This window comes from Bradyrhizobium sp. USDA 4503 (assembly GCF_054055815.1).
Window position 1 is genome coordinate 1611184 of sequence record NZ_JBSRXS010000001.1, and the last position, 20104, is coordinate 1631287.

19 protein-coding genes are annotated in these 20104 nt (G+C 65.0%); 3 read left to right on the forward strand and 16 right to left on the reverse strand.

The features are described 5' to 3' along the window. Positions 1-23: 23 nt before the first annotated feature. Positions 24-1703, reverse strand: a complete 1680-nt coding sequence (locus tag ACVMIH_RS07740) for a glutamine--tRNA ligase/YqeY domain fusion protein (RefSeq protein WP_456861162.1) — start codon at positions 1701-1703, stop codon at positions 24-26. A gap of 189 nt (positions 1704-1892) precedes the next feature. On the opposite strand from ACVMIH_RS07740, the gene gltX reads away from it, so the two are divergent. Together gltX and gltA are read left to right on the forward strand one after the other, a co-directional pair. Then, positions 1893-3314: a glutamate--tRNA ligase gene (gene gltX / locus ACVMIH_RS07745; RefSeq protein WP_028334021.1), complete on the forward strand. Its 1422-nt coding sequence runs from the start codon at positions 1893-1895 to the stop codon at positions 3312-3314. A 160-nt stretch (positions 3315-3474) separates the two neighbouring features. Beyond that, on the forward strand, positions 3475-4776 hold the full coding sequence (gene gltA / locus ACVMIH_RS07750) for a citrate synthase (RefSeq protein ID WP_028339667.1): 1302 nt from the start codon (positions 3475-3477) through the stop codon (positions 4774-4776). Between the two features lie 34 nt (positions 4777-4810). On the opposite strand, the gene ACVMIH_RS07755 is transcribed toward gltA, so the two are convergent. The 5 genes from ACVMIH_RS07755 to lpxA form a co-directional block, all read right to left on the reverse strand. Further along, on the reverse strand, positions 4811-5179 hold the full coding sequence (locus tag ACVMIH_RS07755; RefSeq protein WP_246786912.1) for an ArsR/SmtB family transcription factor: 369 nt from the start codon (positions 5177-5179) through the stop codon (positions 4811-4813). A gap of 93 nt (positions 5180-5272) precedes the next feature. Further along, positions 5273-5932 (reverse strand): SRPBCC family protein, encoded by a 660-nt coding sequence (locus tag ACVMIH_RS07760; RefSeq protein ID WP_456861164.1) that lies wholly within the window; start codon positions 5930-5932, stop codon positions 5273-5275. Positions 5933-6051: 119 nt separating this feature from the next. Further along, positions 6052-7230 carry a lipid-A-disaccharide synthase gene (lpxB, locus tag ACVMIH_RS07765; RefSeq protein ID WP_057016501.1) on the reverse strand — a complete coding sequence of 393 codons (1179 nt, stop codon included), beginning with the start codon at positions 7228-7230 and terminating at the stop codon, positions 6052-6054. Then, positions 7230-8087 (reverse strand): LpxI family protein, encoded by an 858-nt coding sequence (locus ACVMIH_RS07770; protein ID WP_038377445.1) that lies wholly within the window; start codon positions 8085-8087, stop codon positions 7230-7232. The genes lpxB and ACVMIH_RS07770 overlap by 1 nt, the downstream gene beginning before the upstream one ends. 19 nt (positions 8088-8106) lie before the next feature. Then, the gene (lpxA, locus tag ACVMIH_RS07775) at positions 8107-8901 is read right to left on the reverse strand and encodes an acyl-ACP--UDP-N-acetylglucosamine O-acyltransferase (RefSeq protein ID WP_028334015.1); all 795 of its coding nucleotides are present in this window, start codon (positions 8899-8901) and stop codon (positions 8107-8109) included. 147 nt (positions 8902-9048) lie between these two features. Between lpxA and ACVMIH_RS07780 the strand changes: the two genes are divergently transcribed. Then, positions 9049-9372 carry a KTSC domain-containing protein gene (locus ACVMIH_RS07780; RefSeq protein ID WP_057016500.1) on the forward strand — a complete coding sequence of 108 codons (324 nt, stop codon included), beginning with the start codon at positions 9049-9051 and terminating at the stop codon, positions 9370-9372. 12 nt (positions 9373-9384) lie between these two features. Here the strand turns inward: ACVMIH_RS07780 and fabZ are convergent, their stop codons facing one another. From fabZ to tsf, 10 genes are all read right to left on the reverse strand, one after another. Next, positions 9385-9843: a 3-hydroxyacyl-ACP dehydratase FabZ gene (gene fabZ, locus ACVMIH_RS07785; RefSeq protein ID WP_016841580.1), complete on the reverse strand. Its 459-nt coding sequence runs from the start codon at positions 9841-9843 to the stop codon at positions 9385-9387. Next, the gene (lpxD, locus tag ACVMIH_RS07790; RefSeq protein WP_057016499.1) at positions 9843-10904 is read right to left on the reverse strand and encodes a UDP-3-O-(3-hydroxymyristoyl)glucosamine N-acyltransferase; all 1062 of its coding nucleotides are present in this window, start codon (positions 10902-10904) and stop codon (positions 9843-9845) included. Before lpxD ends, fabZ begins: the two co-directional genes overlap by 1 nt. A gap of 32 nt (positions 10905-10936) precedes the next feature. Further along, on the reverse strand, positions 10937-13477 hold the full coding sequence (gene bamA / locus ACVMIH_RS07795) for an outer membrane protein assembly factor BamA (RefSeq protein ID WP_057016498.1): 2541 nt from the start codon (positions 13475-13477) through the stop codon (positions 10937-10939). Between the two features lie 175 nt (positions 13478-13652). Beyond that, positions 13653-14804 carry an RIP metalloprotease RseP gene (gene rseP / locus ACVMIH_RS07800; RefSeq protein ID WP_028339659.1) on the reverse strand — a complete coding sequence of 384 codons (1152 nt, stop codon included), beginning with the start codon at positions 14802-14804 and terminating at the stop codon, positions 13653-13655. Between the two features lie 44 nt (positions 14805-14848). Further along, positions 14849-16075, reverse strand: coding sequence for a 1-deoxy-D-xylulose-5-phosphate reductoisomerase (dxr, locus tag ACVMIH_RS07805; protein WP_225159012.1), 1227 nt, complete (start codon positions 16073-16075; stop codon positions 14849-14851). Positions 16076-16079: 4 nt separating this feature from the next. Further along, the gene (locus tag ACVMIH_RS07810; RefSeq protein ID WP_168855889.1) at positions 16080-16928 is read right to left on the reverse strand and encodes a phosphatidate cytidylyltransferase; all 849 of its coding nucleotides are present in this window, start codon (positions 16926-16928) and stop codon (positions 16080-16082) included. After that, entirely contained in the window at positions 16925-17683 is a 759-nt protein-coding gene (locus ACVMIH_RS07815; protein WP_057016496.1) for an isoprenyl transferase, read from the reverse strand. The genes ACVMIH_RS07810 and ACVMIH_RS07815 overlap by 4 nt, the downstream gene beginning before the upstream one ends. 21 nt (positions 17684-17704) lie before the next feature. Beyond that, on the reverse strand, positions 17705-18268 hold the full coding sequence (gene frr / locus ACVMIH_RS07820) for a ribosome recycling factor (RefSeq protein ID WP_028334007.1): 564 nt from the start codon (positions 18266-18268) through the stop codon (positions 17705-17707). 74 nt (positions 18269-18342) lie between these two features. After that, on the reverse strand, positions 18343-19059 hold the full coding sequence (pyrH, locus tag ACVMIH_RS07825; protein WP_057016495.1) for a UMP kinase: 717 nt from the start codon (positions 19057-19059) through the stop codon (positions 18343-18345). A gap of 71 nt (positions 19060-19130) precedes the next feature. Continuing rightward, complete coding sequence (gene tsf, locus ACVMIH_RS07830; protein ID WP_057016494.1) at positions 19131-20054, reverse strand: translation elongation factor Ts; 924 nt, start codon at positions 20052-20054, stop codon at positions 19131-19133. Between the last annotated feature and the right edge of the window lie 50 nt (positions 20055-20104).

Here is a 20104-nt window from a genome sequence, read left to right on the forward strand (position 1 = left end):
GCTCGGGACGCGCTTCCTTTCGGCTAGCCCTTGCCGCCGACTTCCTTGGCGAAGGTGTCGCGCAGGCCGATGGTGCGGTTGAACACCAGCCGGTCCGGCGTCGAATCCGCATCGCGCACGAAATAGCCCTGCCGCTCGAACTGCACCGGATCGGGCGAATTGCTCTCGGCGATCGCCGGCTCGACGCGCGCATCCTTCAGCACTTCGAGCGACTGCGGATTGAGGTCGGCGGCGAAATCGGCCGCGTTCGGGCTCGGATTGGCGAACAGCTGGTTGTAGATACGGACCTCCGCCGGCTTCGACTGCGCCGCCGGCAACCAGTGCATCGTCGCCTTGACCTTGCGGCCGTCGGGCGCGTTGCCGCCCTTGGTTAGGGGATCGTAGGTCGCGCGGAGTTCGACGATCTCGCCGGCGTCGTTCTTCACCACGCCGGTGCATTTGATGAAGTAGGCATAGCGCAGCCGCACCTCGTTGCCGGGCGAGAGGCGGTAGAACTTCTTCGGCGGATTCTCCATGAAGTCGTCGCGCTCGATATAGAGCTCGCGGCCGAACCCGATCTTGCGGGTGCCGGCTTCCGGATTGTCGGGATGGTTGATCGCCTCGATCTCCTCGACCTGCCCTTCCGGATAATTCTCGATCACCACCTTGAGCGGCCGCAGCACCGCCATCCGGCGCAGCGCCGTGCGGTTCAGCTCCTCGCGGATGCAGAATTCGAGCATCCCGACATCGACCACGCTGTTGGCCTTGGCGACGCCGATGCGCTTGATGAATTCGCGCACAGCGGCCGGCGGCACGCCGCGCCGCTTCAAGCCGGCAATGGTCGGCATGCGCGGATCGTCCCAGCCCGAGACATGGCCGTCACGGACGAGCTGGGTCAGCACGCGCTTGGACAGCAGCGTATAGGTCAGGTTGAGCCGTGCCATTTCGTACTGGCGCGGCTTCGAAGGCACCGGCAGCTTGTCGAGCAGCCACTCATAGAGCGGGCGGTGATCCTCGAACTCCAGCGTACAGATCGAATGGGTGATGCCCTCGATCGCGTCCGACTGGCCGTGCGCGTAATCGTAGCTCGGATAGATCGACCATTTGTCGCCGGTGCGCGGATGATGGGCGTGCAAGATGCGGTAGAGCACCGGGTCGCGCAGGTTGATGTTGCCCGCGGCCATGTCGATCTTGGCGCGCAGCACGCGGGCGCCATTCGAGAACTCCCCGGCCTTCATGCGGCGGAACAGGTCGAGGTTCTCCTCGACCGAGCGGTCGCGGAACGGCGAGTTCTTGCCAGGCTCGGTCAGCGTGCCGCGGGAAGTGCGGATCTCCTCCTGGGACTGATCGTCGACATAGGCATAGCCGGCCTTGATCAGGCCCTCGGCCCAATCGTACAGGCGCTCGAAATAGTCCGACGCATAGAACAGGTTGGCTCCCCAGTCGTAGCCGAGCCAATGGACGTCGGCCTGGATGGAGTCGATGTACTCCTGCTCCTCCTTGGTCGGATTGGTGTCGTCGAAGCGCAAATTGCACTGGCCGCCGAACTCCTGCGCGATGCCGAAATTCAGGGCGATCGACTTGGCGTGACCGATGTGCAGGTAGCCGTTCGGCTCCGGCGGGAAACGGGTCACGATCCGGTTGTGCTTGTGGGAGGAGAGATCGGCCTGGACGATGTCGCGGATGAAGTCGCGCCCTGCCTCTGCCGTCGTGTCAGTCGTCATCAAAGGGTTCCCTGGAGGAGTCAGCTCAACCTTCTGCCAAATTCGTGCCGTCCGGCCAAGTCTGGTTTCAAGCCTGGTTTCAAGTCTGGTTTGAGGCCTGGTTTGGTGGGCAAAAGGTCAGCCGGGGGTTTAGTTATGTCCGGTTCCTGATATACACCACCGCCGTCTCAGCATACGTCTCGCTCGATCATGACCAAACCCGTCGTTACCCGCTTCGCCCCCTCACCGACCGGCTTCCTCCATATCGGAGGTGCCCGCACCGCGCTGTTCAACTGGCTCTATGCCAGGAAGCTCGGCGGCAAGATGCTGCTCCGGATCGAGGACACCGACCGTGAGCGCTCGACCAAGGAGGCGATCGACGCCATCCTGGACGGCCTGAAGTGGCTCGAGCTCGATTGGGACGGCGAGGTCATCTACCAGTTCAGCCGCGCTGCCCGCCATCGCGAGGTCGCCGAGAGCCTGCTCGCCGCCGGGCGCGCCTATTACTGCTATGCCTCGCCGGAAGAGCTCACCGCGATGCGCGAGAAGGCGCGCGCCGAGGGCCGCACCCGCCTCTATGACGGCATGTGGCGCGACCGCGATCCGGCCACGGCGCCCGACGGCATCAAGCCGACCATCCGCCTCAAGGCGCCGCAGACCGGCGAAACCGTGATCGAGGACCAGGTGCAGGGCCGCGTGGTCTGGCAGAACGAGAACCTCGACGACCTCGTCCTGCTGCGCGGCGACGGCACCCCGACCTACATGCTCGCGGTCGTGGTCGACGACCACGATATGGGCGTCACTCACATCATCCGTGGCGACGACCACCTGATCAACGCCGCGCGTCAGAAGCAGATCTACGACGCGCTGGAGTGGGAACTGCCGAGCATGTCCCACATTCCGCTGATCCACGGTCCCGACGGCTCGAAACTGTCGAAGCGCCATGGCGCGCTCGGCGTCGACGCCTACCGCGCGCTCGGCTACCTGCCGGCCGCCTTGCGCAACTACCTGGTCCGGCTCGGCTGGAGCCATGGCGATCAGGAGATCTTCTCGACCCAGGAGATGATCGACGCGTTCGACCTCTCGGGCATCGGCCGCTCTGCGGCGCGGTTTGATTTCGCCAAGCTGGAGAACCTCAACGGCCACTATATCCGGCAGAGCGACGATCAATCCCTCGTGACCCAGTTCGAGAGCGTGCTGGATTATGTTCCCGAGGGTGCCGCGCTGAAGGCCAAGCTCAACGACACCACCCGCGCGCAATTGCTGCGGGCGATGCCGAGCCTGAAGGAGCGCGCCAAGACGCTGATCGAGCTGATCGCCGGCGCCTATTTCATCTTCGCCGATCGTCCGCTCGCGCTCGATCCGAAAGCTGTGGCGCTGCTGACGCCGGAAACGCGCGCGTTGATCGGCCGCCTGCGCACCGCGCTGGAAGCCGTCAACGACTGGACGGCGGAAACCACCGAGACCGCGATGCGGAATTTCGCCGAGCAGAACAATCTGAAACTCGGCGCCGTCGCCCAGCCGCTGCGGGTAGCACTGACGGGACGCACGACGTCGCCGGGCATATTCGACGTGCTGGCCGTGCTGGGACGCCAGGAGTGCCTTGCCCGCCTCGCCGATCAGGCGGCGTGATCCTGCATGGACCCCCTCCAGGGTCCATCTTGCAGCGCACATGGCAATGAGCTACCCAATCCCGGACGCTTTCTCCACAAGCCGTTCCGCCCCGCCATGGGCCGCAATTTAGCGACTGGGCAAGGTCGGTTTTCGCAACGAATTCATCGGGGATATCACGATGGACGCAAAATCCAGCAAGACAGCCACACTCACCATCGGCAACAAGAACTACGATTTCCCGATCCTGAGCGGCACGGTTGGGCCTGATGTCATCGACATCGCCAAGCTCTACGGCCAGGCCGGGGTGTTCACCTACGACCCCGGCTTCACCTCGACCGGCAGCTGCCAGTCGAAGATCACCTACATCGACGGCGACGCCGGCGTGCTCGAGTACCGTGGCTATCCGATCGAGCAGCTCGCCGAGCACGGCGACTTCCTCGAGACCTGCTACCTGCTGCTGTACGGGGATCTTCCGACCCCGGCGCAGAAGAAGGACTTCGACCATCGCGTGATCCATCACACGATGGTGCATGAGCAGATGGCGCGGTTCTTCCAGGGCTTCCGCCGCGACGCTCATCCGATGGCGATCATGGTCGCCGCCGTCGGCGCGCTCGCCGCGTTCTATCACGACTCCACCGACATCAACGATCCGCGTCAGCGCATGATCGCCTCGATGCGGATGATCGCGAAGGTGCCGACGCTGGCGGCGATGGCCTACAAGTACACGGTCGGCCAGCCCTTCGTGTATCCGAAGAACTCGCTCTCGTTTGCCGAGAACTTCCTCAACATGTGCTTCGCGGTGCCCTGCGAGGACTACAAGATCAACCCGGTGCTCGCCGACGCGCTCGACAAGATCTTCATCCTGCACGCCGACCACGAGCAGAACGCCTCGACCTCGACGGTACGCATCGCCGGCTCGTCGGGCGCCAACCCGTTCGCCTGCATCGCGGCAGGCATCGCCTGCCTGTGGGGCCCGGCGCATGGCGGCGCCAACGAGGCCGCGCTCAACATGCTCTACGGCATCGGCAAGGTCGAAAACATTCCGGACTTCATCGCCAAGGTGAAGGACAAGAACAGCGAAGTTCGCCTGATGGGCTTCGGCCACCGCGTCTACAAGAACTACGATCCGCGCGCCAAGATCATGCAGAAGATGTGTCACGCGGTGCTGAAGGAGACCGGCCACGGCGACGATCCGATGCTCAAGGTCGCGATGGAGCTCGAGAAGATCGCGCTCAGCGATCCCTACTTCATCGATCGCAAGCTCTATCCGAACGTCGACTTCTATTCGGGCATCACGCTGAAGGCGATGGGCTTCCCGGTCTCGATGTTCACCGTGTTGTTCGCGGTCGCCCGCACCGTCGGCTGGATCAGCCAGTGGAGCGAGATGATCGAGGACCCGCAGCAGAAGATCGGCCGTCCGCGCCAGCTCTACACCGGCGTCGCACGCCGCGACTATGTGCAGATCGACAAGCGCAAGTAAGCTGCATCGCTGAAGAGAATCCGGGACGGCGCCATCATTCCTGATGGCGCCGTTTTCGTTTGCCCCGCGCGACTTCGGTCGCGATCGCGTCAAGGCGCGGCAGCCAGAACGCCCTGAACCGGTCGAGCCAGTCGTCGACCTCGCGCAGCCGCGCCGGCTCGACCGCATAGATGCGGCGCGTGCCCTCGGCGCGCACCGACGCGAAACCGGCGTCGCGCAAGATCCGCAGCTGCTGCGACACCGCCGACTGGGTGATGCCGAACTCGCGCTGCACGACCGCAACGACGTCGCCCGAACTGTGCTCGCCGGTCGCAAGCAGTTCCAGGATGCGCCGGCGGACGGGATCGCCGAGGATGTCGAAGGCGTGCAAGGTCGCTAAAGCGCGATGAGACTGCATCGTCATCCCGCTTTAGCTCTTTGCTTGAGCATGATCTCCGCGCAAACGCTTCGCGTTTGTCGCGAGGGAAAACCGCTTCACACTTTTCCGGATCATGCTCTAGCCTCCGCTCCCCGGCTCCGGCTCGCCGCAATAGGCCGCCGTGGTGTTTGCGGCCGATCTGCGCGCCGCAGCCTCCTCGGTGCCCGCCGCGATCGAGGCCCTGCACCAGTCCTCGCTGGCGCGGCGGATGAATTCCTTGCCGTCGCCGGTGGCTGGCCAGGCGGACGCGGCGGCGCGGTCGAATTCCTCGCCGGGCGGCATGGCCAGATAGAGCGCGAGCCCTAGCAGCGCGAGATCCCAGCCGACGCCGACCGCACCGGCCCCGTAGCGGTCCCAGAAGTCGCCCTCGATCACCGAGAGGTGTTCCAATTCCAGGCGCGTGGCGTCCGGGCCATTCTCGGCCAGCGTGACGCTAACCCAGCTGACCGTGCCCATGGACTCCCACGTGACGGCAAGCCGGCGCGGTGGCTCACACGTCGTGATCTCGCCGCCCGCATGGCCCTGGAACTGATAGCGGCCGCCAAGCCTCAGGTCGCCCGAGACCGGCAGGAACCAGCGCGGAATGCGTTCGGGGTTGGTCAGCACATCCCAGAGATCGGCAATGTCGGTGTCGTAGCTGCGGGTCGCGATCACCGCCCGGGCCGGCTTGCCGTCGCGTTCCCGGAAGGCGACTTCGCGAATCACGGCTCCGAGATAGGCGACCGGGTCGATCTTCATGGCATGCTCCGTCCTAATATTAGCTATTGCTAATATTAGGACGGTCTAAATATTCAGCGCAAGCGAGATCCTTGCGGCGGGATGTCGCCACTGAACTGAACGAGGACACGATCGATTGGCTAGGCCGAACGGCGGCCCATTTCCGCCAGCACGATGTCGGCGGCGCGGACGCTCGGCGGCTGGTCGCCGGTCGACATCTTCCCGTCCATCGTCGCGAACCCCACGAGCTGCCGCAGACGATCGGGCGAATCCGCAAGCACGTCGCCCAGCGCCGCCGCGAGCTTGTCCGGCGTGCAGTCCTCCTGCAGGAACTCGGGAATGATATCGCTGCCGATCACGAGATTGGCGAGGATCACCGAGGACACCCGGATCGCGCGGCGCAGGATGAACGCCTCGGCGGCGCCGACGCGATAGGCCGTCACCATGGGAATCCCTGACAGCGCGAGCTCCAGCGTCACCGTGCCCGACTTCGCGAGCGCAGCGCGGGCGACACGGAACGCGGCGCGCTTCTCGGTCTCGCCGATCGCGAGCCGCGGCACCACCGGCCACGACGCGACTCCCTCGCGCACCATCGCCTCGAGATGCGGCATGGTGGGAAGCACGAGCTCGAACGGCGTTTGCTTGTTGAGCTGGCCGAGCGCGGTGCCGAACAGCGCCAGATGATGCCTGATCTCGCTGCGCCGGCTTCCGGGCAGCACCAACAGCACCGGAGGCTGCGCATCGCGCCGCTTCTGCTCGTCCTCGTTCGGCCGCAGCGAGGCGAGCTGCTCGGTCAGGGGGTGGCCGACATAGCTGCACGGCGGTCCCTGCAGCTTGCGATATTCCTCCGGCTCGAACGGCAGCAGCGCGAGCACGTGGTCGACATAGCCCCGCATCGCGCGCGCCCTGCCCGGCCGCCAGGCCCAGACCGACGGCGACACGTAGTCGACGATCGGAATGTTCGGATTGCGGGCGCGGACACGACGGGCGACGCGGTGGGTGAAATCGGGGCTGTCGATGATGACGAGCATGTCAGGCGCGTCGGCGAGCACGGCATCGGCGGTGCGCCGGATCAATCGCAAGATTCTCGGCAATTGCTTCACGACGGCGGCAAAGCCCATGATCGAGAGCTCTTCGATCGGAAACAGCGGGACGATTCCCTGAGCAGTCATCGCCCGGCCGCCGACGCCGGAAAACTGCACGGCATCGCCGAGCCGCTGGCGCAGCACCTGCATCAGTGCCGCGCCGAGGCGGTCGCCGGATTCCTCGGTCGCGATGAGGAAGATCTTGCGAGCGGTGCTGGGGCTGCGCAGCTGCATCAGCCCGCCAGCCCGATGACAAACAGCCCCCTGGCGTCGGCGGCCTCGACCAAGGCCTGCGGCTCGGCGGCCAGCGTATTGCCGGCGATCACGGCGATGCCGGCGATACCGGCTGCTGCCGCGCCCTCGACCGTCCGCGGGCCGATGGTCGGCAGATCGAAGCGCAGATCCTGCCGGCTCTTCGGAGCCTTCACCAGCACGCCGCGGCCGGCCTTGGCGCGAATGCGACCCTCGGCGCGCAGCCGCGCGACGCGCGCGAGCAGCCCGTCGGTACCCTCGATATCCTCGACCGCTACCACATGACCGTCGATCACCACGGCCGCCTGACCGATGTCGAACGGGCCGAGCGCGTCAAGCACGCCGCGTCCGCGCGCGATGTCGGCGAGCGCCGTGCTGTCGGGCGCCGCGCGCGTCACGGCGCCCTCCGGCATCAACAGATCGGGCGCGACATCCTTGATCCCGACCATGCGGAAGCCCTGCTGCTCGAGGATGCGGCCAACGCTCGACAGCAAATGATCGTCGCCGCCGCGAAATGCGCGCACGACGTGGCCGAGCAGGCGCAGCGTGCCCCAGTCGAGCCGGATCTCCGACAGCGCGGGCCGCACCAGGGTGCCGATGAAGATCAGATCGCGGCAGCCTTCGTCGCGGAACAGCCGGGTCGCCCGCCCGAGCTGGCCGACCGAGATCCAGCGGTGACGAAACCGCTGCGCGCGCGCCGGATCGCAGGCGCCGCGCAGCGCGAACAGCACTGGCGTGATGCCGCGCGCAACCAGGGAGTCGGCGACCGCGAACGGCATGGCGCCGCCGCCGGCGATGACGCCGACCGGCGAGGAAAGCGAGGGAGCCGCTGACGTCATGCTGGCGGCCATCCCCTGCTCAATTGGTATCGGCGGGAAGGCAGAGCGGGCGCAGCTTGCCGCCCTCGATGAAGGCCAGGATTTCCGCAATCGCCGGATCCTCGCCCGCCAGCGGCTGCACCGAAGCGAGCCGCTCGGCGAAGATGCCGGGGCCGTGGAACAGCTTTTGATAGAACGCGCGCACCGTCGCCAGCCGCGCCTTGGTGAACTGGCGGCGCCGCATGCCGATGATGTTGAGTCCTTCGAGAACCGCGTACTGACCGTTGGCGAGGCCGAACGGGATGATGTCGCCGCGCACGCCGCAGACGCCGCCGATCATCACCTGCGAGCCGACGCGGGTGAACTGGTGCACAGCCGACAGGCCGCCGATATAGACGAAGTCGCCGATCTCGCAGTGGCCGCCGAGCGTTGCCGACGTCGCGAAGATCACGCCATTGCCGACCATGCAGTCATGGCCGACATGGCTGTTGTTCATGAAGAAGCCGCGATCGCCGACGCGCGTGAGCCCGCCGCCCTTGACCGTGCCGACATTCATCGTCACGCCCTCGCGGATCGTGCAGGCTTCGCCGACTTCGAGGCGGGTCGGCTCGCCGCGATAGCTGAGATCCTGCGGCGGCCCGCCGAGCGCTGCGAACGGCGAGATGATGCAGCCGGCGCCGATCCTGGTATGCCCGCTGATCGTGACATGCGCGATCAGCTTGCAGTTCTCACCGAGCACGACGTTGGGGCCGACGATGCAGTACGGACCGATCTCGGTGCCGGCCCCGATCACAGCGCCATCGGCAATCCGCGCAGTCGGGTCGATCATGCTCATGAAGTTTCGGTCCGGAATTCGTTAATGGCGCCAAGGTGCTATCGAGGCGCCAGGCTGTCGATTGGGGCGGTCGTTAGCGCGACTTTGCCCGCCCTGTCCAGTGACGTATGATGACGGCCTGTTGCAAGAGAAGGTCGCAACCGAACCATGGTCCGGGCCGCCGCGCTGATCCTCAGCCTGCTCTCTGCGCCAATCGGCCCGGAGACGGTCGATCTCGGCAACAGCACGGCGGTCGACCTCTCGAGCTTCGAATGCCGCGACATCAACCGCAGCACGATCGTCCAGCGGGTCTGCTACAGCACGGATCAGCGCGCGCTGCTGGTGGCGGTCAGAGGCAGCTACCAGCATTATTGCGGCGTCCCTGCCGAAACCTACGACGCGCTGATGAACGCACCGTCGATGGGCATCTTCCTCAATCGCGTCCTGCGGATCGCGGGCGCGGACGGCCGCTACACCTGCTCAACGTCTTGAGCCCGGCGCGGACTAATCCGTCAGCATCGCACCGACATCGGCCTCGGCGACGACCTGGCCGTTGACCTTGGCATCGCCGTGAAACCACCACATCGTCTTGCGCCGGCCGAGCGAGCGCATGTGATACTCGATGGTGTCGCCGGGCATCACCGGCTTCCTGAACTTGCACTTGTCGATGGTGAGGAAATACACCGCGCGCGGCTTCTCGGTGCCCTCGACCGACTTGATGCCGATGACGCCGGCGGTCTGGGCCATCGCCTCGATCATCATCACGCCGGGGTAGACCGGGCGGTCCGGGAAGTGGCCCTGGAACGGCGGCTCGTTGAAGGTGACGTTCTTGATGCCGATGCCGCTGTAGTCGGTGCGGATCTTGATCACCCGGTCGATCAGCAACATCGGAAAGCGATGCGGAAGCGTCTTCAGGATATCGTTGATATCCACCAGCTCGAATTTGACCGGTGCCTCCTCCATCACTCCTGCCCCTCACCTTTGGCTTCGTTGTCGCGCACCAGACGCTCCACTGCGATAATTTCCCTGAACCACTGCTTGGTCGGCTTGGCGAAATGCCCGCCCCACCGACCGTTGGCCGGGATATCGTCCTTGACCGCGCTCATCGCCGTCACCTGGGCGCCGTCGCCGATCTTGAGGTGGTTGTTGATGCCCACCTTGGCGCCGAGCGCGACATTGTCGCCAATGGTCAGGCTGCCGGCGAGCCCGATCTGGGCCGCCAGCAGGCAGTGCCGGCCGATCGTCACATTGTGGCCGATCTGGACCTGATTGTCGATTTTGGTGCCCTCGCCGATCACGGTGTCGCGCAGGGAACCGCGGTCGATGGTCGAGGCGGCGCCGACCTCGACATTGTTCTGGATCACCACGCGGCCGGTCTGCGGCACCTTCACATGGCCGGCCGGCCCGAAGAAGATGAAGCCGTAGCCGTCCTGGCCGATATTGCAGCCGGGATGGATCAGGACGTTGTTGCCGATCAGCGCGAACTGAATGGTGGTCTTGGCGCCGACATTGCAGTCGCGGCCGATCTTGACATCGGCCCCGATCACCGCGCCGGCGCCGATGATGGTGCCCGAGCCGATCTCGACCCGCGGGCCGATCACGACCAGCGGATCGACGATGACGCCGTCCTCGAGGCGCGCGGTGGGATCGATGATCGCCGACGGCGCGATCCCCTCGGTGTCGAACCAGGATTGCGGCCGCAGGGCATCGGCGTGCCATTCGCGGGCGAGCTCGACGAACACCTGGAACGGCTTCGCCGCCCGCAGCACGGCCGTGCCCTTCGGCACCTGCGCCTCGAAGCGCGGGCTGACCAGACACGCCCCGGCCTTGGTCGCGGCAAGCTGGTCGGCGTATTTCAGATTGTCGAAAAAGGCGAGATGCATCGGACCGGCCTCGTCGAGCGAGGCCAGCCCCCTGATCTGAAGCGCGCCCCTTTCGGGGTCGACCAGTTGCGCCTTCGTCAGCGCGGCTATTTCAGCCAGCGATGACGAAGGAGGACTCTTGTAGAAGATCGGCTGCGCCATTCCATCCGTCGCAGTCCGGTTGGCAATCGGTCTTAGAACGTCGTACCGCCGCCAAACCGGAATTCTTGCGTGCGGTCAAACGCACCCTTGGTCAGCGGCACCGCGTAGTCGAAGCGCAGCGGGCCGAACGGTGACTGCCAGATCAGGCCGACACCGACCGAGGTGCGGACAACCTTGCTGTCGTCGTAGCTCAGGCCAAGGCACGTACCCGGAGACGGCGGATTGTTCGTCGGCCTGACACAGCCAGGCACGTTGACTTCGCCGGTCGCCGCCCACGAGGTCGGGCCCTGGTAGTCGTACAGCCCGCCGGCGTCGGCATAGACCGCGCCCTTGAGCCCGACTTCCTTCGGCAGGAACCAGAACGGCATCTGCAGTTCCGCCGACACGCCCCAGTACTTGGTGCCGCCGATGGCGTCCATGGTGCCGTACGGGTTGATGTCACGCGGACCGATACCGTTCGGCGCGAAGCCGCGGACCAGGTTCGGGCCCATCTGGAAGTGATCGAGCATGCGCAGATCCGAAGTCCCGAGCTTGTTCAGGATGCCGCCCTGGGCGTGGATCACGCCGACGATGTCGGAGACCAGCGGGGTGTAGTACTTCGCGTCGATCGCGGTCTTGATGTAGCTGACGTCACCGCCAACACCGGCGAAGTCCTGCTTGAAGTCGACGATCAGACCGTCGGTCGGGTTCTTGTTGTTGTCGAGCGTGTTGTAGTTGAGCGTGTAACCCAGCGCCGACGTAAGGGTCTTGCCGCCCGCCAGCTCCTTGCGGACCGGCAGCGAGGCTTCGCCGTCAAAGAAGCAGCCGAGACCATTGGTCGACACCAGGCTGATCCCGTTCAGGTTCGCATAGGCCGGGCTCGGATTGAACGCGGGGTTGGGCGTTCCATCCGGCAGGGTCGGCACGTTGTTACAGTTGTTCAGCGTCGACGGCAGGGTGATTTCCTGCTGGTAGATCGAGTAGCGCAGCTGCAGCGAGAGATCTTCCCGCAGGCTGAAGCCGAGCCGCGGGCTGAACCCCAGCGTCTTGGTGCCGTAGGCGATGTAGCTGTTGGACAGCTGCTGGCGCTGATAGAGGTCGAGGCCGAGCGCGACGCGGTAGTCGAGCAGATAGGGCTCGACGAACGACAGCGAGTAGCCGCGGGCATACTGGCCGTAGGTCACCGACGCCTTCGCGTACAGGCCGCGGCCGAGCAGGTTGCGCTCGGAGACGCTGACTTCGGCCAGCGCGCCGTCGGTGGTCGAATAACCGCCCGACACCGAGAAGTCACCGGTCGACTTCTCCTCGAGATCGACGATCAGGATGACGCGATCGCTGGATGAGCCCGGCTCGGTGGTGATCTTCACCGTCTTGAAGAAGTCGAGGTTCTTCAGCCGACGCTCGGCGCGGTCGACCAGCGCACGGTTGTAGGCGTCGCCTTCCGAGATATCGAACTCGCGGCGGATCACGTAGTCGCGGGTACGGCTGTTGCCGCGGATGTTGATGCGCTCGATATAGGTGCGCGGACCTTCGTCGATAGCGAAGGTGATCGACACCGTGTGGTTGTCGAAGTTGCGATCACCGCGCGGCCGGACCACCGCGAAGGCGTAGCCGCGGCGCGATGCCTCGATCTGCATCTCCTCGACCGACTTCTCCAGCGCCTCGGCGTTGTAGAGCGAGCCGACATTGACGCGCGAGTAGGTGCGCAGCGCGTTCGGGTCGAGCGTTGCGATCGACGACGTATAGTTGACCGACGCGACGCGGTACTGCTGGCCTTCCTCGATCTTGAAGGTAACCAGGAAGCCCTTCTTCTCGGGATCGTATTCGGTCAGCGCGGCCACGACCTGGACGTCGGCATAGCCGTTCTTGAGATAGAAGCGACGCAGCAGGTCGCGATCGGCCTCGACCCGGTCGGGATCGTAGACGTCGTTGCCGCCGAGGAAGCTCAGGATGTTCGATTCGCGGGTCTTGATGACGTCGCGCAGACGGGACGCCGAATAGGCGCTGTTGCCGATGAACTCGATCGACCGGACGCCGGTCTTCACGCCTTCATTGACCTCGAAGATCAGGTCGACGCGGTTGTTCGGCTGCTCGATGATCTGCGGATTGACCCGCACGTCATAGCGGCCGGACCGACGGTAGATTTCGGCGATGCGCAGGGCGTCCGACTGGACCATCGGGCGCGAGAACGTGCCGCGCGGCTTGGACTGAACTTCAGCGGTGAGCTGCTCGTCCTTGATCTTCTTGTTGCCCTCGAAGGCAACGCGGCCGATCACCGGGTTCTCGACCACGACCACGACGAGGCGCCCGCCCCGCTGGTCGATATGGACGTCCTGAAACAGGCCGGTCTCGATCAGCGCCTTCAGACCGTCGTCGATCTGGGCCTGGGCCAGCCGACCGCCCGGTCCGGGATGGAAGTAGGAGCGGATGGTTTCAAGCTCGACACGGCGGTTCCCCTCCACCGTGATCGAATCGACGGTCTGCGCCGACGCAGGCACAGACACAGCTACGGTCGCCAAGGTGGCAACCACCGGCGCGGCGAACATGACCAAGGCGGCGAACAGCCCCCCCCTCACTCGCATTCCAAACATCATGCGCAATGCGCCCTTATCTTAACGATGCCAGATCGTTCCCCAACGACCCGACAGATTCCCAACCTGCCGCTCAGCTTGTAACCAAATTTGCCAAGGGGGCAAACTTACTAGAGCTGAACATTTCCATTTTCGTTCCAAGACGTTGCCCATTGGCAACGCCACAAAAAAGCCCGTTTCAGGACCCGGCGATCCTGAGGATGTCGTTATACGTCGCAAACACCATCAGCATCAGGACCAGACCCAGCCCGATTCGGAAACCCACCTCCTGCGTCCGCTCCGAGAGCGGGCGTCCCCGCAGCGCCTCCGCGCTGTAGAAAAGCAGGTGTCCGCCATCCAAAAGCGGGATCGGAAACAGGTTCAGCAGGCCGATCGAGACCGACAGGATGGCGCAAAGGTTGATCACGAACTGGAACCCGGCGCTCGCGGCCTGCCCCGACAGCTTCGCGATTCCAATGACGCCGCTCACCTCGGCCGGATTGCCGGTTCCAACGAACAGCGACCCCAGGAACTTGAACGTGCTGGAAATGATGTACCAAACCTGCTCGACGCCGATCTTGAGGGCCTCCAGCACGCCGACCGAGGCGCTGGTCGCTTCGCCGACCTGAGCCTTGTGCTCGATTCCGAGCACGCCGATTCGGTGGGCATTGCCGAAGGGGTCCTTGACCTCCCGGAGCGCCGGCGTCGCCTTGAGCGCGACAATCGCACCATCGCGCTTCACCTTGAATCCAAGCTCTGAACCAGCATTCGAAGCTACAATCCGCTGCATGTCGGCGAAGCTCTGGATCGCGCTGCCGTCGATATCCACGACGACATCGCCGACCTTGAAGCCGGCGTTCGCGGCGACGCTTTCGGCCACTAAGCCGTCGACCCGGGCAATCGTGCTCGGCTTGCCGTAGTAGAGCGCCATGCCCGCGAAAATCAGGGCGCCGAGAATGAAGTTCGCCACCGGGCCGGCCGCAACGATGGCGGTGCGCTTTCCGACCGATTTGTGATGGAAGCTGCCTTCACGCTCTTCCGCCGTCATGGCGGCGAGCGTCTCGGTGGACGGCGTCGAAGCCTCGCTGTCGTCGCCGAAGAATTTGACGTAACCGCCGAGCGGAATCGCCGAGATCTTCCAGCGCGTGCCATGCCGGTCGTTGAAGCCGGCGAGCTCCGGACCGAAGCCCAGCGAGAACGTCAACACCTTCACGCCGGCCCAGCGCGCGACCAGGAAGTGGCCGAGCTCGTGGAAGAAGACGACGATGGTCAGGACGAAGAGGAAGGGAACGATGGTACCGAGAAGCCCATGACTCAACGCATTGATACTATGAATAAAATACTCGGGCATTCGATTTTCCCTCGACAAGAGCCAAAGGCTCCGTCCCCAACCCTCTAGGTTGCCTTTAAGGCAATTTGAGGCAATAGGGCGGCAGCTTTATTTCGCGCGATATGGTCAACGGAAATCGCATCATCCGCCGAGTGCAGTGGTGGCTGATTCCCTGACTTGATCCAATCGTTCATCGTCGCCTCGACCAGCCGGGCGATCGCGCCGAACTTGATCTTGCCGGCGATAAACGCGGCGACCGCGATCTCGTTCGCAGCGTTGTAGACCGTCGTCGCGCCGTGCCCCATCCGCAACGCCTCGTAGGCCAGCCGCAGCCCCGGGAAGCGCTCAAAATCCGGCGCCTCAAAGGTGAGCTGTCCGATCTTGGCGAGGTCGAGCTTGGCGGACGGGCCGACGACGCGGTCGGGCCAGCCGAGGCAATGCGCGATCGGGATCCGCATATCGGGCGTGCCGAGTTGGGCGACCACCGAGCGATCGGAGAACTCGACCATGCCGTGGATGATCGACTGCGGGTGCACCAGCACGTCGATTTCGTCGGGCGTCAAAGCGAACAGATAGGACGCCTCGATCACCTCGAGACCCTTGTTCATCATCGAGGCGGAATCGATCGTGATCTTCTGCCCCATGCTCCAATTGGGATGCTTCAGCGCCTGTTCCAGCGTCGCCTGCTCGATGTCGGCGGGCGCCCAGGTACGGAACGGGCCGCCGGACGCGGTGATGATCACCCGCGTCAGTTCCTCGCGATTGCCGGAAGCCAGCGCCTGGAACAGCGCATTGTGCTCGGAGTCCGCCGGCAGGATGCAGGCGCCGGCCTTCCTGGCCCGCTCCATGAAGATATCGCCGGCACAGACCAAGCATTCCTTGTTGGCCAGCGCGACGGTGGCGCCACGATCGACCGCGGCAAGCGCAGGCTTCAGCCCGGCCGCGCCGCTGACCGCCGCCATCACCCAATCGGCCGGCCGCGCGGCCGCTTCGATGATCGCGCTCTCCCCGGCCCCGCATTCGGTCCGGGTTCCGGCCAGCGCGTCCTTCAGCTCCGAAAGCTTCGCCGGATCGGCAATGGCGGCGAACCGCGCGCCGAATTCCTTGGCCAGCTTGGCGAGGCCCTCGACATTGCTGTTCGCGGTCAGCGCCTCGACCCGGTAGCGGTCGCGCGCGCCGCGCAGCAGATCCATGGTGCTGTCGCCGATCGAGCCGGTGGCACCGAGGACGGTTACAGTCCGCAGGGCGGATGCCGCCGCGGCCTTGTTGTTACGCAACGGAACTGCGCTCATCTCATCACCAAACCATAAGACCGCGCCCGACGCCATCGGCGCCACCACGGAGAAAGCCGAAAATCGCCGCCACAATGACGGCCGCAACAAATCCGTCCAGGCGGTCCAGGAGGCCGCCATGACCGGGAATGATGTGACTCGAATCCTTTACGCCGAACCGCCGCTTCACCGCGGATTCGAAGAGATCGCCAAGTTGCGAGACCACCGACAACACGGCGCCGAGCATCAAGAGCGGACCGGTCGAGCCGATCTCAAAGGCGGCAAAGCCGGCAGCGACCAGCAGGCTCGCCCCGAAGCCGCCAACCGCGCCCGCCCATGTCTTCTTCGGGCTGACCCGCACCCAGAGCTTCGGCCCGCCGATACTGCGGCCCGCGAAGTAGCCGCCGATATCGGTGACCCACACGATCAGCAACACGAACATCAGCGCGGCAAAGCCCTTCGCCGTGTCGAGGCGCAGCAGGACCGATGCAATCTCGGCCCCTGCCGCATAGAGCAGTCCCGCAATGGCCCAGTTGCGCCGCGCGCCGGACGTCAGTGCCACAACAACCGCACCGGCGGCGAGCACGATCAGGGCCGCATCGATACGGCCGGCCATCAGGCATAGTCCGGCGAGCAGCAACGCGACCACGCCGGGCACCACGACACGGAGCTCGCGTCCGAGTCCGGTGACAACAAGCCATTCCGCGAACAATCCGGCCGCCGCCAATGTCACGAGGAGCGACCAGGCGACGCCGCCCATATAGGCCAGCGCGATCGCAACCGGCGCCAGCACCAGCGCCGCAATCACGCGCATCGCGAGATTGCGCGACCCCTGCTCGTTTGCTGCCGCCGGCGCGGCCTCGCCCTCGGTCACGATCCGGTTTTCGCAGCGAGCCCGCCGAACCGGCGCTCGCGCTTGCCGTATTCCGCAATCGCGCCTTCGAGCGCCGCCTTGTCGAAATCCGGCCAATGAATCGGCACGAACACGAGTTCGCTATAGGCGGCCTGCCACATCAGGAAGTTGGACAGACGCTGCTCGCCGCTGGTGCGGATAATCAGATCCGGATCCGGAATGTCGGGCGCATCGAGATATTGCCCGAGCGTGTCGGCATCGATGGAGTTGGCGTCGCGCTTGCCTTCGGCGACCTCGCGCGCAAGGCGCCGCGCCGCGGCGGCGATCTCCGCCCGCGAACCATAGTTGAAGGCGACCACAAGGCTGAGCTTGACGTTGTTCTTCGTCAGCTCCTCTGCCTCGTTGAGCAGCGCGCAGATGTCGGCGTCAAGCCCGTCACGCTCGCCGATCACGCGCACCCGCACCCCGTCACGATGCAGCGTCGCCAGATCGTTGCGGATGAAGCGGCGCAACAGGCCGAACAGATCGCCGATCTCGCTCGCGGGCCGCGACCAGTTTTCCGAGCTGAAAGAAAAAATGGTGAGATAGACGATGCCGAGTTCATGGGCCGCACGCACCACGCGGCGCAGCGCTTCGACGCCGCGGCGATGGCCCTCGACGCGCGGCAAGCCGCGCGAAGCGGCCCAGCGCCCGTTGCCGTCCATGATGATGGCCACATGCAACGGACTGCCGGAGCGATCCGGTCCGTCAGCTGCTGGGGCGGCGGCGTTCGACATCGGCTCGTTCCCGTAGCGCCTTCAGACCGTCAGGATTTCCTTTTCCTTGGCGGCAAGCAGCTGATCGACTTCGGCGATCACGCCGTCGGTCGCCTTCTGCACCTCGTTCGACAGGCGCTCCTGATCGTCCTCGGAGATCTCGTGATTCTTCTCGAGCTTCTTGATCACGTCGAGGCCGTCGCGGCGCACGTGGCGTACCGCGACCTTGGCCGCTTCCGCGTATTTGTGCGCGACCTTGACGAGCTCCTTGCGGCGCTCCTCGTTGAGTTCGGGAATCCGCAAGCGCAGCACCTGTCCTTCGGTCGCCGGCGACAGGCCGAGGTTGGAGTCGACGATTGCCTTCTCCACGGCCTTGACCATCGTCTTGTCCCAGACCTGCACCGAGAGCAGGCGCGGCTCGGGCACGCTAATGGTGGCAACCTGGTTGAGCGGCATATGCGAGCCGTAAGCCTCGACCTGGACCGGCTCCAACATAGAGGCCGCGGCACGGCCGGTGCGCAGGCCGCCGAGCTCGTGCTTGAGCGATTGCGTGGCGCCCTGCATGCGGCGCTTCACGTCGTTGATGTCAAAACCAGCTGCGGCCATGACGTTTCTCCCTTTCACTAGAAACCGGCTGTCGACGCCCTCGGGTCCAAAATCTGGACCCGGAGGCGCGGCAATCAGCCGGCGATGACGGTGCCGTGTCCGGTACCGCGCAGAATCGCACCGATCGAACCGGGCTCCGCGATAGAGAACACGATGATAGGCAGCGACGTCTCGCGGGCAAGTGCGAAAGCGGTCGCGTCCATGACCTTGTAGCCGCCCTCGATCGCCTGCGAATGGGTCAGGCGGTCGAAGCGCTTGGCTTTGGGGTCCTTCTTCGGATCGGCGCTGTAGACGCCGTCGACATTGGTGGCCTTCAGCACCGCCTGCGCACCGATTTCGGCCGCGCGGAGCACGGCGGTGGTGTCGGTCGTGAAGAACGGGTTGCCGGTTCCACCGCCGAGCAGGACGATGCGTCCCTCGGCGAGATATTTGTGCGTTGCACTACGGGTGAACAGCTCGGAAATCTCCGGCATCACGAATGCCGACAAGGTCCGCGCCGGGGTTCCCTTGCGCTCGATCGCCGCCTCCAGCGCGAGGCAGTTCATCATGGTGGCAAGCATACCCATGGTGTCGCCGGTCGGCCGGGAGACGCCGCGCGAGGACACCTCGACGCCACGGACGATGTTGCCGCCGCCGATCACGACGGCGACCTCGATACCGAGCTTGCGGGCTGCGATCAGGTCGTCGGCGATGCGATCGACCGTCGGTTGATCGATACCGAACCCGTGGGAGCCGGCCAGATATTCGCCGGACAGCTTGATCACCACGCGACGATAGATCGGCTCAGCCATGATGCAATCGCTTTCTTATCCCGCGCAGGCAGGCTTCCGGCGCAGAGCGCCGGACGCCCTGGTGTCAGCGGTTACTTCTTGCCGCTGGCGGCCGCGACTTCGGCGGCGAAGTCGCTTTCCTGCTTCTCGATTCCCTCACCGAGAGCATAGTTCACAAAGCCAGCGATTTTGATCGGCCCGCCGACCTTACCCTCAGCTTCCTTCACCGCCTGGGCAACCGACTTGCCGCTGTCGTGGATGAAGGCCTGATCGAGCAGGCAGACCTCCTTGTAGTAGGTCTTCAGGCCGGAATCGACGATCTTCTCGATGACGTTCTCCGGCTTGCCCTGCTGGCGGTACTTGTCGGCCAGCACGTCCTTCTCGCGCTTGACGGTCTCCGGATCGAGCCCGGCCGGGTCGAGCGCCAGCGGCTTGGCCGCCGCCACGTGCATCGCGAGCTGGCGGCCGAGCACCGCGAGCTCGTCGGTCTTGCCGGCGGATTCCAGCGCCACGATCACGCCGATCTTGCCGGCGCCCTCGACGACTGCGTTGTGGACATAGCTCGACACCACGCCCTTGCTCACCTCGAGCGAGGCGGCGCGGCGCAGCGTCATGTTCTCGCCGATGGTCGCGATCGCGTCGGAGATCGCGGTCTCGACGGTGACGTCGCCGACCTTGGCCGCCTTGATCTTCTCGACGTCAGCGCCGTTGTGCAGCGCGACCTGGGCGATCATCTTGACCAGGCCCTGGAACTGCTCATTGCGCGCAACGAAGTCGGTCTCCGAGTTGACCTCGACCAGCACGCCCTTGGTGCCGGAAGTCAGCGCGCCGATCAGGCCCTCGGCCGCGACGCGGCCGGCCTTCTTGGCGGCCTTGGAGAGGCCCTTCTTGCGCAGCCAATCCTGCGCTTCCTGCATGTCGCCGTTGTTCTCGGTCAGCGCCGCCTTGCAATCCATCATGCCCGCGCCAGTCGACTCGCGGAGCTCCTTGACCATCGCTGCTGTGATCGTTGCCATCGTTCAATGTCCTTCTTGCCTGTACAGAAACCGCGGCGCCCGATGGCGCC